We start from the raw sequence: 13157 nt of genomic DNA on the forward strand, positions 1-13157 counted from the left end.
AAGCGTCATTGGTTGTACAGGGAGAAAAAAATGTCTTTGATCAGTCTGGCTCCAGAACAATGCCAAGACAGCTTGGATTCTAACAAGTTGTATTTTATTGATGTGAAAGGGATCCAAACTCGTTTTTACAAAGATGGGCAGGGAGAACCACTAATCCTGCTACACGGAGGCAATTTTGGATCCCTGTACTCTCTAGACAGCTGGAGTTTAAATCTTCCAGGATTAGCCAAAGAATTTCAAGTCATTGCTCTCGACAAAATTGGACAAGGATACACGGACAATCCTGAAACCGATGCTGACTATACTTATGAGCGTCTATTTGCCCATACCTGTGACTTTTTCAGATCTCAGGGCATTGAGAAAGCCCACTGGGTTGGTCATTCCCGTGGTGCTCATTTAGCGACTTATGTGGCTTTGCAACATCCAGAGTGGGTAAAGTCATTGATTATGGTGGATACCAGTACTACTGCTCCTGAGGAGCCTACTATTCCTTCTGGGCAATTTTATGCTGAGGTTGAAGCTATGATCCCTCCTGGAGCAGATTACGCAACAATTGTTCGCTCCGAGCCTGAAGCTCAAGCCTTTAGCAAAGAGCAGATTACTGACGACTTTATTAGTCGGATGGAAACAATATTTCAATTGTCTAAAATGCAGTTGGCACGGGAGAAGATGAGAATTCTGGGGGCCTCGACATGGATCCCCAGCCTTAACAAAAAACGAGAAGAGGTATTGGCGAGAATTGCAGAAGGTGAGCTAAGGGTTCCAACCCTGATTATGTGGGGTTACAATGACCGATCTGCGCCATTTTCTTTAGGTATTAATCTCTATGAGAAAGTTTGTAGAACGGTTCCCTCTGCTGAGCTGTATGTGGTGAATGGAGCCGGCCACTATAGTTTTCGAGAACAACCTCAGGCATTCAATACCACACTTAAAAGTTTCTGCCTGCGATGAGATTATTTTGGCTTTCGAATTTCCTGTAAGTTCCACAGAAACTCTACAAAGCCATTTTTGCAAGAACTTTATTCCTCCACATGAGGATTAAAAAATTAAGTTGGCCCTATTTTCTTCATTCACAAGGATTTGCATTCATGAAAACACGTAATACTCTTCTGGGAATTTTAGCCTTCGGTGTTCTAGCAACATTCCCTCTTCCGCAGTTGTCAACATTTGCTAATCATGACCCAGCACGCCTTGAGTTTTTTGAAGGATCCATTCCTGAAAACCGACCGAAAGTTGTTCATGTCAACATGGGAGGTACTATTACCTCTCGCTCCCCCCACCCCCTCTTCTACTATGATTATGGCGGCCATGGCAACTTCAGCCCGTCTGAACTGATTGAGACTGTTCCAGAAGTCAACTATATTGCAGACATTGAGATATACAATGAGGATCCTATCCCTCAAACAGATATGCCTGCTGCAGCTAAAGCTGTTATGGAAGCACTAGCTGCTCCTGATGTGGTAGGGGCAGTGGTGACCAACGGAACCTGGGCATTGGAGGAAGTTGCCTATTTTCTCCATTTAACTGTCAAAAGCGAGAAGCCCGTGGTGGTGGTTGGATCCCAGCGACCACCCAATAACTACAGCACAGATGCTCAAGCAAACTACTTTAACGCTGTTCGCTTAGCTATAGACCCGGAGGCTCGCGGCAAAGGGGTGATGGTTCTGCTTAATGACGAGATTAATTCAGCCCGAGATGTGACCAAAGGGGCTATCTATCGACTACAGGCTTTTCAGTCCCGTGAGTTTGGTCCATTGGGTAGCACTGATGCCGACCGAGTAGTATTCTACCGTGCCCCCATTCGCAAACATACTTACATGAGCGAATTCGATGTTGCTGACTTTACAGCGATTACAGACTTACCTCGTGTGGACATTGTGTACGGCTGTCGAGGCTGTGACGATGTAATGGTGAGAGCAGCTATCGAAGCAGGAGCGAAAGGAATTGTAGTTGCTGCGATGGGGGATGGCTGGCTTATTGATATTGAAGATGCTTTGAAGGAGGCTTTTGAGGCTGGTATTGTTGTTGTTCGAAGTAGTCGCGTTGGTGAAAACCGTGTGGCACCTTGGGCGCGGTATGAGAATATCTTTGTAGCTGGTGATAACTTAACACCTCAACATGCCCGGCTTTTGCTAGCCCTTGCTTTGACAAAAACATCCTCCGTCCAAGAAGTCCAGAGCTTCTTTGATGAATACTGACGCTTCGAGTTCAACTCGGTGACAAGCTCTGTAATTACATGACCTACTATTGAGTAGCATTTCCGTGCCCCTACTACCCCCTCTATCGTTACAGCATTGAAGGGAAAATTGTGGAGAATCCCTGAAACTGACACTGCAGAAACACTGAGATTTCTTGGATCCCTTGCAGATGGGGTTGCATTTAGGGTGCCTTGGGCTGTAGCTGCCGCTGGGATGGCTGGTACTCTTCCCTCTTGGTATGATATTTGACTCCATGGTCTTTATGGACTCTTTACGAGAAGCTCCTTCGCAGATTGGGGATATCCTGACTCCACACATTGCTTCCTCCTGGTGCAACACCCTGGTGATGGGATCCCCGGTGACTCTGTTGAGTACAGCTTGGGCAACACCGCTGGCGTTGTTGGCGCTGGGATCCCCATGCAGCTATTATCTGGACGGGTTGATGGGTCTCACGTTTCTCACGCCTCCTCTCTTGGTAAGTTTGGCCTGGCACCCTTGGCGGATGGTTAGGATATCTTAGCCAGTTGGGTTGGCCGGGATCTCTGCTGAAGGGATCCTGTTTTCTGTAGGGGGATCGGCCCTGCTTATGGCTCTCAACTGTGCGCCGATGGTGTGCTTTGCGCTACGGGCTCAGTCAGGTGTGGTGGCGGGATCCCTGCTTTGAGCAGGTCAGGTGAAGGGGGATCCCTGGTTGGGCTTGCGGCGTTTCTTGCCATTTTGGCAGCGTTAAAAGCAAGAGGAATCGGCCTCATCCCTCTCTTGCTGCTGCTCTGCTGTTCTCCGAACCCAAACCCACAAATAAAACGCACGAATAACACAAATAAATCCTGAAGCTACCCGCTCCATTTCAGGTGTGGTGATAGCATTACACCACGCTAGGAGTGTCTGGGATCCCTTCCCCAGGCTGAGATTACATCCTTGGAACCTGAACTGGCTCACACCAGCGTAGGAAAGCAAACACTGGAGTTAACAACATGCGCAGCGAATGGATTGCCCGTCGTCGTGGGCAAGAGAATGTTACACAAATGTACTTTGCCCGTCAGGGGCTGATCACCGAAGAGATGGAGTATGTAGCCCGGCGGGAAGCCTTGCCTGCTGAATTGATCCGCTCCGAAGTGGCTCGGGGTCGCATGATTATCCCCGCTAATATCAACCATCCCAACCTGGAACCCATGGCGATTGGGATTGCCTCCCGCTGCAAAGTGAATGCCAATATCGGTGCTTCCCCCACCTCTTCCGGATTGGCTGAAGAATTAGAAAAACTGAGGTTAGCCGTCAAGTACGGAGCGGATACGGTTATGGACCTCTCCACCGGGGGCGGTAATTTGGATGAAATTCGTACCGCAATTATCCAAGCTTCGCCCGTGCCGATTGGAACCGTGCCTGTCTACCAAGCGCTGGAAAGTGTGCATGGCCAGGTAGAAAAGCTCTCAGCGGAAGACATTTTGCATGTTATTGAAAAACACGCCCAGCAGGGGGTGGACTATATGACCATCCATGCTGGGATCCTGATTGAGCATTTGCCGTTGGTGCGTCATCGTTTAACCGGAATTGTCTCGCGCGGGGGTGGGATCCTGGCCCGCTGGATGTTGGCCCACCACCAGCAAAATCCCTTATACACCCACTTCCGCGACATTATCGAAATCTTCAAAAAATATGATGTCTCTTTTAGCTTGGGAGATTCTCTGCGACCGGGATGTTTACACGATGCCTCTGATGCAGCGCAACTGGCGGAATTGAAAACCCTGGGGCAATTGACCCGCCAAGCCTGGGAACATGATGTCCAGGTAATGGTGGAAGGCCCCGGTCATGTACCCATGGATCAAATTGAATTCAATGTGCGCAAGCAAATGGAGGAATGTAATGAAGCTCCTTTTTATGTTTTGGGGCCATTGGTAACCGACATTGCAGCAGGCTATGACCACATCAGTTCGGCGATTGGGGCTGCTTTGGCCGGCTGGTATGGCACAGCAATGCTCTGTTATGTGACTCCGAAAGAACATCTGGGTTTGCCCAATGCTGAGGATGTGCGCAATGGGTTGATTGCCTACAAAATTGCTGCCCATGCTGCTGATATTGCCCGACATCGACCGGGGGCACGGGATCGGGATGATGAGATGTCGAAGGCCCGCTTTAACTTTGATTGGAACCGACAATTTGAGTTGTCCTTGGATCCCGAGCGCGCTAGAGAATACCACGACGAAACCCTACCCGCCGATATTTATAAGACCGCTGAATTTTGCTCGATGTGTGGGCCAAAGTTCTGCCCCATGCAAACCAAAATAGATGCAGAAGCCCTCAAGGATTTGGAGCAGTTTTTGGCTCGGCAACCAGTTGGGGAAGCTTTGACCTCAGCTTGATTCTTTGCAATGGAGTTCACTGTCAATCGAAGAGGACATGGCTAGTGAAAGCTAAAAAGAAAAGCTAAAAAGACAGGTGTAGAGGCAGGAGCTGGCCGATGGGGAGGTTACTGAAGTTACTTGGAGTTTTCCTTTTGACTCCTCTGGCTGGGATTTTTTGGCTTGGGCTAAAACAGACCCAGTTTTACCTGTGGCTATTTCGGCGAGAAATCCCTACTAGCCTAGAGTTAGGGGGCTTGGCCATGGTCTATATGATGAGTCTGGGCTATGTCTTTGGCTGGTTGTGGGGCTATTTGGTCGGCTTTGTCCTCTTGCCTAGACTGGGGGTTGAAGGCAGCATCCTGGCTAAGGTTCTGGTGGCTATCGGCATCTATCTCCTTTGGACACTGCTGGTGTTCGAGATTTTGTATCGGGACGCTCTGCGTCAAGTCCCATAAAGATTGGCTTCAGCTCACCCAGCTCCCCGAGGGTGCGCCGCTGAAGCCCTCATTTCCCGCTTACTGGGGTTGACTGCTGAGTTCTCCGCTCTTTCCAGCCGCAAGTCATGCTCAAGGTATGCTGAGGTTATAGGAACCCTTGCAATTGCTGCAATTGGCTCAATTGAGCAAAAGGGAGGATGACATGGCACTCAAACAACTCGGGCATGTCGCTGTGCGAGTGGAGGACATTCCCAGAGCAGTCGAGTTCTACCAGCAGTTGGGCATGGTCAATGTTTGGCAGGATGCAGACTGGGCTTACATGAAAGCCGGTGAAGATGGGTTAGCTCTGCTGGGACCAGGCTATCGCGCGGCGGGGCCTCACTTTGGCTTTGTCTTCGATAACTTGCAGGAACTGGAGCAAGAGCACCAGCGCTTAAAAAACCAAGGGATCCCTGTAGGTGCCATTCACGGGCATCGGGATGGTACAGCCTCCTTTTATGGCAAGGATCCCGATGGTAACCTGTTTGAGTTTTTGTATGAACCTGCCGGAACCTTTGATGAAGCTCACACCACCTGCTGACACGAGGTGGTGGTGTCGGTGCTAACCTGTAACTCCCTGATGAGTCCACAGCTCACACAAACCAGCCCAGCTTCTAGGCGAACGTCCAGAGCTTTTGCTGGAACGTTCCTCACTCTCCTTTCGGCACGTGAGCTTAAGAATTCCTCTGGCAGCGATATTGTAAGAGCCATTCAGGTCTGCCGAATATCGCTTACCAGAGGCGAATTTTGCCAAAGCATGGTTTTTGGAGTCGCGCTCCACAACTCCAGACCCATCGTAAGCAAGCTTTGAGGGATAAACAGCAATCACATCGATGGTTTTGCCCCCAGCCTCTTGCCATTTCATCTCGCTGTATTGGCGAATCATTGCCTTGAGCCAACCCTGAAAGCGCTGTCGTAAAGTGGAGCGTTTCCGTCCTCCCGTTGCTTCCAGCCTTTGAGGCTCTCAAATACGATTGCCTCAGCGTTAAATGCTTTGGCAATCTGCACAATTCGCTTTGAAACAATGTGTGCAATCTGTTGGTTATGTTACGACATCTTCGATAGGTATTGGAGCAGAATCCCTATAGTGATAGTGTCAGCCATGCCAAAGGGCTTCAGGGCTTTCTCCCACTGTATTTGCAGGATTCATCTTGTTAGTTAGCACGGCCCCTGATGTGGGTATTTCCAGGCTTGTTAACACGCTAAAAACGATTAGCAGCAGGGAAATTCGCAAAGAGTTTGCGGAACACTTGCGCTCGTTTTACTGGAAGCCAGTTTTTGGGAAGCGTGGATACAGCTGCTGGTGGAGCCAGTTTGGACGTGCTCAATCAATACATTGAGGAGCAGGGATATGACACTCGCGGAGCGGTGCGGAGCACCCTTAACCGAAGGGCTGTTGGCGGCCTCCGCTTTCGCTGCACCTGCCTTGCCTTGACCCCATCCTGCTAGAGCGAGGATGGGGAGTGCGGCAAAGTTCGGTCAATACCCCTTGAAGTGCTTCAGGGCAAAGCCACAGATCCGCAACAGCCGCAGTCCATCCCGCACGTGTTGAATATTGGAACGGCCATAGGTTCTCGGGAAATAGCGCACTGGAATATCCAGAATCTTCAAGCTGCGCTTGGCGGCTCCCAGCAGTAGATCGAAATCCCCAAACGGATCAAAGTCACCCCACTCCCGCCGCAGCTTGGCGATCTCCAGATAATCCTCTCGTCGCAACGCCTTGGTACCGCAGAGGGAGTCTTTGATGCGAATGCCAAGAATGTAGGAGAGCAGGGCGGCAAAAAATCGGTTCGCCCATTGGTTCAGCCTGGGCATCGACTCCCGTTTGAGGGGGTAAATCAGCCGACAGCCGTTGGCAAAATCGCACCGCCCAGAGGCCACCGCCCAGAAAAACTTGGTCATATCCTCAGCCTGTACCGTCAAATCGGCATCCAGGATGATCAAGACATCGCCCGTAGCAGCCGCAAACCCTCTGCGCACTGCATCCCCCTTGCCTGTGCCCTGCTGCTGTAACCCTCGGATGTCGCGGATCCCTTGGTACTCTGCCTGTACCTTCTGAATCTCCGCCCAGGTGTTATCCTCAGAGTGCCCCTCCACAAAAATGATCTCCATACGAGATCCCAGTTGCGGCAGCCGTTCCACACATTGACGGATGTTGCCTGCCTCATTCCGAGCCGGGATCACCACAGTACAAGAGGGTTGCTGGGCAACAGGGGGATCCCTATCCGCAACAGGTTGCAGCCGGGCAATCGTATATTCGGTCAGGCAAAGGGCATTGATCCCTGGCAACGGGGCAATCCCTTTGTTCACCACTGCGGAAATCCACGGGATCCGACGGGGTAATAACAGACGTTTGCCCTGCTGAATGATCTCATAACCCGCCAAGTGTAGGAGATTGGCCACATCCGCTGCGGATAACCAGTTGGCCGCTGGCAAAGGCATCCGCTGTTTGAGGGCGGTGGCTAGGGCCAGGATTGGCTCCCAGAGGGGATTGTGGTGGGAGAGAATCAAACGGGTACGCGGGCTGCAGAAACGGCGCAACTGCTGTAAAACCTGCTGAATATCCGTCAAGCTGCCCAGGGTATTCGTTAGCAAAATAACATCAAACGGATCCGCCAAAACCGGGTCGTGTACCAGATGGTTCAGATTGTGAGCATCCTCTACCCGGAAATGCAAATGAGGAAACTCCACTTGCGCTTGAGCGACGATCTCGGCATCTTGGTCGATCCCCACCCCGACACGGGGTTGCAAGGCATTCAAGAGGGATCCGGTGCCGGAACCAATCTCCAGGATGCGTAGGCCGGGAGAGACAAAGAAACGATGCAGCCGCTCCAGATCCTCGTGGTAGTAGCGGTTTTTCTGTCGCCAATAGTGCAAGGGGTGGTTAAACGCTGGCAAGGGATCCCTGGGGTGTCGCTAGCTCAGCTTTTGATCATAAGCTCTCCTGGGTAAACCGTCCGGCTCCCACCAAGCCGCACCAGAAGGATTCAGCCGCCCAGGGTATGGATCCGTTCTCTCACCTCCGCTAAGCCCACCTCAATCTTCTTGTCCAACCCCAGCACAACCTTCTCTAGAGAAACTAGAGAAAGGAGCAGCTCTTTCAGCTCTTTACTGCTAGGCTCAGTCATGGCAGTACCGAGAAATCTCCTTGGGTGGGTTGAACCTGGCTCAAGCTTACGAAAACCAGCGTAAAGCCCCCGGTTTCTAACCGGGGGATATAAGCGCACAGGCTGAATTGATTCAGCCGTGGTGTGGGTCGTTGATGTATTCCAACACCTTTCCAACCGAATGCCGATAATGCTTGTACTCTGTCATGTAGATAACGGCGAAGCATCTACAGGAATAGTACAATAGCCCCCATGAAACGGGTCACCACCACACTCAAGCTCAAGTTTCTTGATCTCAACGCGGTCAAAGCAGAGATGTTTGCCCAGACGGTTTGGGCGACAACCGAACTGGCAAACGAGCTGCTGCGCATGAGTTCGAAGGAACGCAAAGCCTTGACCACCGCCAAAGTGGTGACACCCCTCAAGTCTGCCCTCTCCAACCAGGTGATTCGTGTCCTGAAGGGGAAAGCCGGCCAGCGGGCTAAACACTTCAAGGTGTTCTGGCCAGAGGTCAACAACCAAAACTGGAAGCTGCACAAAGTAGGTAGCACCTACTCAGTGAGTTTTCCCACGATTCAGGGTGACAAGCGGGTTCCCCTTGAGGTTGGCAGTTCCTACTATGCCGAGCGTCTTGAGCGCATCCTGGCCGAGCAGGATTGTGAACGGGGAACCTTGAAGCTGATGCAAATACGCGGGGTTTGGTATGCTGTTCTGTCTATCACTTGGGATGTTCCCGAAGTGAAGAGTACAGAGCGGCTGGGTGTTGACCGGGGGCAGAACCGTTTGGCGGTGGCGGCCACCCGTTGGGGTCGAGCGGTGTTTTTTGGGGGTGGGGAGATAGCCCACCGTCGTCGTCGTTTCCAGAAACGTCGTGCCCAGTTGCAACAGGCAGGTAAATACCGAGCACTTAAGCGACTGGAGCGCAAAGAAGCCCGTTGGATGAGGGCAGTCAACCACACCGTTAGCCGCCGCATTGTGCGGTTTGCCAAGGCGGTAAATGCGGATGTGTGGATGGAAGACCTCTCAGGTATCCGCCAATCCAGACAGAGTCGAAAGGCGCGTTCGGATGCCGGTAAGTCACGGCACACCTGGTCGTACTACGACCTGGAGTGGAAGGTTGCCTACAAGCTGGAGATGGCGGGTAGGACGCTGCATAAACGTCCTGCTGCCTACACATCCAAAACCGACCATAGGACAGGATTGATTGGGAAAAGGAGTGGGCATCTGTTCACTGGGCAGGACGGGTATTGCTGTGATGCCGACTGGAACGCGGCTATGAACCTAGCCCAGTGGGACGGATTCTCATGTCCTCTGAGTCTAAAAGAAGCCGTATCTGTAATGGGTGCGGTTGGCTCAGGGGATGGGGTACTTGGCAATCCCCTGAACTCCATGAATACTCCACAGCTTCAAGCTGTGGGGGGCTAGAAGGGAGAATCCCCCGGTTTCTAACCGGGGGAGTGTCAATCTCGCGTCTTCAACACCGCGATCAAATCCAGGCGATTCAGTTGCCGACGGATGAGGATACCAGACACGACTGCGGCCACCAACACCACCAGGCCGACGGTGGCATAGGTGGATCGATGGATCACCAACGGGATCCGATACAGCTCCGAGACATAGGCTTTGGCCAACGAGGCGCTCAAGCCAAAGCCCAGTAGCCAACCCACCGGGATCCCGGCCAGCACCAGCAAACTCTGTTCCCCCAGTAAAATGACGCTGATTTCATGGCGGCTAAAGCCGATGATGCGCAGGCTGGCCAGCTCGCGGCTGCGCTCCGACAGGGCGATGCGGGCGGAGTTGTAGACAACGCTGAAGGTGATCACGGCGGCAAATAGGGAGAGGATCCCGGTCATGACCAAGATGTTGCGGGCGCTGATCTCCTCAAAGCTCTGCAACAGCGTTTCCCGAAAGGAGACCCCCGCCACCGCCGGTAGAGTTTTAAGTCGGTCGTAGAGGGTCTGGGCCTGGGCCGCGTCAATCGACAGATACGCCCCTGACAGCGTTTCCCCCTCTCGCATCAGCCGATTCAGGGATCCCAGCTCCATGTAGGCCGATAGCCCCAAAAACTCATCCACCACCCCCATCACCTGCACCTGCCGCTGCGGACGGGATCCCTCCAACACCTCCACCTGCAACCATTCCCCCGGTTGGATGTGCAGCATCTCGGCCAGTTGGTCGGTGAGCAGCACTCCTTCTAGGGGCACCGTCTGAGGGCGCAGGTTGCTGTCCAACAATCGCCGCAATTGGCCCCCTTGGGGCAATCCCGTCAAACCCAGACGATGGGAATACTGGCCGTGGCGCAACTGGGCGGGCACCACGCGGAACCCCTCCGCCTGCAACACCCCAGGCAGTTGGGCCAGCTCAAAGCGGGTGCGGGCCGGGCGAGGCTCATTAAAAATGACGGTGACATCCTCCCGCTGCACCTGAAAAAACTGCACCGACATCATGTAGGTGACGGCATCTCGAAAAAACAGCCCCATCAACAACAGCGCCGCGGCAAAAGCAATGCCGATGATCGAGAGGCCCGCCTGAATCGGTCGCCGTTCCAGATTGCGCAAAATGATCCGCCCCGTCGGGGAGAACAGCCGCTGCCAGCCCAGCCGCTCCACCAGGGTGGGGCGAAAACTGGCCGGTGGTTCGGGGCGCATCGCCTCAGCTGGGGGCAGCCGAATCGCCCGTTGTACTGCCAGACCCCCCCCCACCAAGGCCGCCCCTCCACTCACCAGCAACGCTGAGATCAACACCTGCGGGCTAGCCCGATACACCAGCAGGGGGAAGCGGAAGAAATCCGCATAGAGATGGGTCAACCCCCGCCCCAGCCACATGCCCAAGCCCAACCCCGCCAGGGATCCCACCGCCACCACCACCAGCACCAGCTTCAGGTAGTGCAAGCCGATGCCCCCATTGCTGTAGCCAAAGGCTTTGAGCACAGCGATCTGCTCCCGTTGGGTGCTGATCAAGCGGGAGAGCACCACATGCAGCAAAAAGGCGGCGATGCCCAAAAACATGGTGGGGATCAGGGTAGCGGTCACCTCCAGGCTCTGGATCTCGTCGCTGATGATGCGGTGGGAGACTTGGTTCTCGCGGCTATAGGCCCCCCGTCCCCCAAAGGGATCCGTCAGCCGATCCAGCTGGGTGATCACCGCCTGCTCATTGGTGCCAGGAATCACCGTCAGGGCAACGCTGTTGAAGGCCCCCTCCAGGTTAAAGGCGGTGCTGAGGGCGGCCTCCCCCATCCACAGCACCCCAAAGCGGCGGTTATCGGGATACAGATCCCCGGCCCCGCGAATCTCATAGATATACTCCGGTGACAGCGCCAACCCGACGATCTGCAAGGACTGCCAGCGACCGTTGAGGATGGCCCCAATCCGATCCCCCAGCGCCAAGCCATTGGCCTCCGCAAACGCCTCGCTAGCCAGGATCTCCTCTCCCCGTTGCGGATCGGGGTAGCGCCCCTGCCGTAAAAACACCCGGTTCAGCATCGGTTGACCCGAGGACTCCGTCCCGCTGCCGCGAACTGGTGGCACTGAGATCAGCCGTCCTGTCGCTGGCTCCGCCAACCCCGGCACATCCAACGTCACATCTGCCACCACCCGCGTCTGCACCTGCTGCACCCCAGGGATCCCGGCGATCTGGGCCTCTAGCCGTTGCGGGGCCCGTGTCATCTCCGCAAACACATGGGCAAACTGGTAGCGGTCGTAGTAGGTCTGCTGGGTCAGGGCCAGAGATTGATAGGCGCTCAGGGCCAGCACAAAACAGGCAATGCCACAGGCCACCACTAGGGCAATGGCCACCACCTGCCCCCAGAGATGGCGCAGATCTCGCAGCAATTTGCGATCCAAGGGGTGCAGCATCCTACCACTCCAACTCGCTGGGGCGGGCTTTGTGGGCGTTGCGGTCGATGTGGGTGATTTGGCCGCTGCGCATGGTGATCACCCGATCCGCCATGGCCGCGATGCCAGCATTATGGGTGATCACCGCCACGGTGGTGCCAAACTCCCGGTTGACGCTCTCCAGCACCTCCAACACCCGTTTACCGGTGCTAAAGTCCAACGCCCCGGTGGGTTCATCACAGAGCAACACCTCCGGTCGCTTGGCAATGGCCCGAGCAATGGCCACCCGTTGCTGCTCGCCCCCCGAAAGCTGAGCCGGAAAGTGATCGCAGCGATCCCCCAGGCCCACCCGTTCCAACGCCTCGCGGGGATGCATGGGATCCGGAGCCAACTCCGTCACCAGGGCAATATTTTCTTGGGCGGTCAGGCTGGGGATGAGGTTGTAGAACTGAAAAACAAAGCCGATATGGTATCGGCGAAAGCGGGTCAAGGCGGCATCATCCGCATGGCTGAGATCCCAGTCTCGAAACCATACCTCCCCCTGGCTGGGCAGATCCAGCCCCCCCAAGATATTGAGCAGGGTGGATTTGCCGCTGCCGGAGGCCCCCAGAATGACTAAAAACTCCCCCTCGTAGATATCCACATCCACATCCCGCAGGGCCTGAACCGTGATCTCCCCCATCGGGTAGATTTTGTGGATCCCGCGACCGTAGAAAAGTGGGCGGGGAATGGCTGACGCAGATACCGTGGACGCTTGCAGAGGTTGCCAGGGGGGCATGATGGGTCTCCCTCTTGTCTGGGATTGCCAGGCTGGAACTGCTCAGTGACAACGTGCTAGGTCACATTGTCTTTGTCAGAAGTCTCAGTTCGACCAACACAGGATAGGGGATCTACCTTTCATGATGAGTCGGCTTGCTAGTCATCAACAGGTTTGTTTGCGTTTCTTTATTCTTTACCAAATGCAGTGTCAACAGTTCCTTGATGGACGTTTTTTACTCTCTATCCTTCAACACTCCCGCATCTTTTGACCTTTCCCTTGCTTGTGATGACCCTGATCCGGAGCTGTGTTCCAATTTGACACTCCCCCGGTTAGAAACCGGGGGATTCTCCCTTCTAGCCCCTTGCAACCTTAGACTGCAAGGTATTCATGGAGTTCAGGGGATTGCCAACTACCCCATCCCCTGAGCCGACCCTACCTATT

General features: G+C 54.0%; 12 protein-coding genes, 2 pseudogenes and 1 riboswitch. Of the genes and pseudogenes, 9 read left to right on the top strand and 5 right to left on the bottom strand.

The features are described 5' to 3' along the window. Positions 1-30: 30 nt before the first annotated feature. The 7 genes from JX360_RS14540 (at position 31) to JX360_RS14565 (ending at position 5557) form a co-directional block, all read left to right on the top strand. A complete protein-coding gene (locus tag JX360_RS14540; RefSeq protein ID WP_244352332.1) occupies positions 31-951 on the top strand; it encodes an alpha/beta fold hydrolase in 921 nt (306 codons plus the stop codon). 137 nt (positions 952-1088) lie between these two features. Continuing rightward, entirely contained in the window at positions 1089-2198 is a 1110-nt protein-coding gene (locus JX360_RS14545) for an asparaginase (RefSeq protein WP_244352334.1), read from the top strand. Between the two features lie 253 nt (positions 2199-2451). Then, positions 2452-2718, top strand: coding sequence for a hypothetical protein (locus JX360_RS14550; protein WP_244352336.1), 267 nt, complete (start codon positions 2452-2454; stop codon positions 2716-2718). A gap of 9 nt (positions 2719-2727) precedes the next feature. Next, positions 2728-2862 carry a hypothetical protein gene (locus JX360_RS17655; protein ID WP_279611534.1) on the top strand — a complete coding sequence of 45 codons (135 nt, stop codon included), beginning with the start codon at positions 2728-2730 and terminating at the stop codon, positions 2860-2862. A 203-nt stretch (positions 2863-3065) separates the two neighbouring features. Further along, positions 3066-3167: riboswitch (TPP riboswitch) on the top strand. A 5-nt stretch (positions 3168-3172) separates the two neighbouring features. Beyond that, a complete protein-coding gene (gene thiC, locus JX360_RS14555) occupies positions 3173-4558 on the top strand; it encodes a phosphomethylpyrimidine synthase ThiC (RefSeq protein ID WP_244352338.1) in 1386 nt (461 codons plus the stop codon). A 134-nt stretch (positions 4559-4692) separates the two neighbouring features. Next, a complete protein-coding gene (locus JX360_RS14560; protein ID WP_244352340.1) occupies positions 4693-4995 on the top strand; it encodes a hypothetical protein in 303 nt (100 codons plus the stop codon). 184 nt (positions 4996-5179) lie between these two features. Continuing rightward, entirely contained in the window at positions 5180-5557 is a 378-nt protein-coding gene (locus JX360_RS14565) for a VOC family protein (protein WP_244352342.1), read from the top strand. Positions 5558-5578: 21 nt separating this feature from the next. Here the strand turns inward: JX360_RS14565 and JX360_RS18065 are convergent. Next, a pseudogene (locus JX360_RS18065) lies at positions 5579-6098 on the bottom strand (IS200/IS605 family accessory protein TnpB-related protein); the annotation flags it as partial. Positions 6099-6167: 69 nt separating this feature from the next. Here JX360_RS18065 and JX360_RS18070 point away from each other — a divergent pair. Then, a pseudogene (locus JX360_RS18070) lies at positions 6168-6372 on the top strand (transposase); the annotation flags it as partial. A gap of 123 nt (positions 6373-6495) precedes the next feature. On the opposite strand, the gene JX360_RS14570 reads toward JX360_RS18070, so the two are convergent. After that, positions 6496-7914: a glycosyltransferase gene (locus tag JX360_RS14570; RefSeq protein WP_244352343.1), complete on the bottom strand. Its 1419-nt coding sequence runs from the start codon at positions 7912-7914 to the stop codon at positions 6496-6498. Between the two features lie 89 nt (positions 7915-8003). Continuing rightward, the gene (locus JX360_RS14575; RefSeq protein ID WP_244352345.1) at positions 8004-8144 is read right to left on the bottom strand and encodes a hypothetical protein; all 141 of its coding nucleotides are present in this window, start codon (positions 8142-8144) and stop codon (positions 8004-8006) included. Positions 8145-8375: 231 nt separating this feature from the next. Between JX360_RS14575 and JX360_RS14580 the strand changes: the two genes are divergently transcribed. Further along, positions 8376-9548: an RNA-guided endonuclease TnpB family protein gene (locus tag JX360_RS14580; RefSeq protein ID WP_244352347.1), complete on the top strand. Its 1173-nt coding sequence runs from the start codon at positions 8376-8378 to the stop codon at positions 9546-9548. A gap of 35 nt (positions 9549-9583) precedes the next feature. On the opposite strand, the gene JX360_RS14585 is transcribed toward JX360_RS14580, so the two are convergent. Together JX360_RS14585 and JX360_RS14590 are read right to left on the bottom strand one after the other, a co-directional pair. Beyond that, entirely contained in the window at positions 9584-11977 is a 2394-nt protein-coding gene (locus JX360_RS14585) for an ABC transporter permease (RefSeq protein ID WP_244352349.1), read from the bottom strand. A 1-nt stretch (position 11978) separates the two neighbouring features. Beyond that, positions 11979-12734, bottom strand: a complete 756-nt coding sequence (locus JX360_RS14590) for an ABC transporter ATP-binding protein (protein WP_279611535.1) — start codon at positions 12732-12734, stop codon at positions 11979-11981. Positions 12735-13157 lie beyond the last annotated feature (423 nt).

Origin of the sequence: Thermostichus vulcanus str. 'Rupite', assembly GCF_022848905.1 — a bacterium.
GTDB lineage: Bacteria > Cyanobacteriota > Cyanobacteriia > Thermostichales > Thermostichaceae > Thermostichus > Thermostichus vulcanus_A.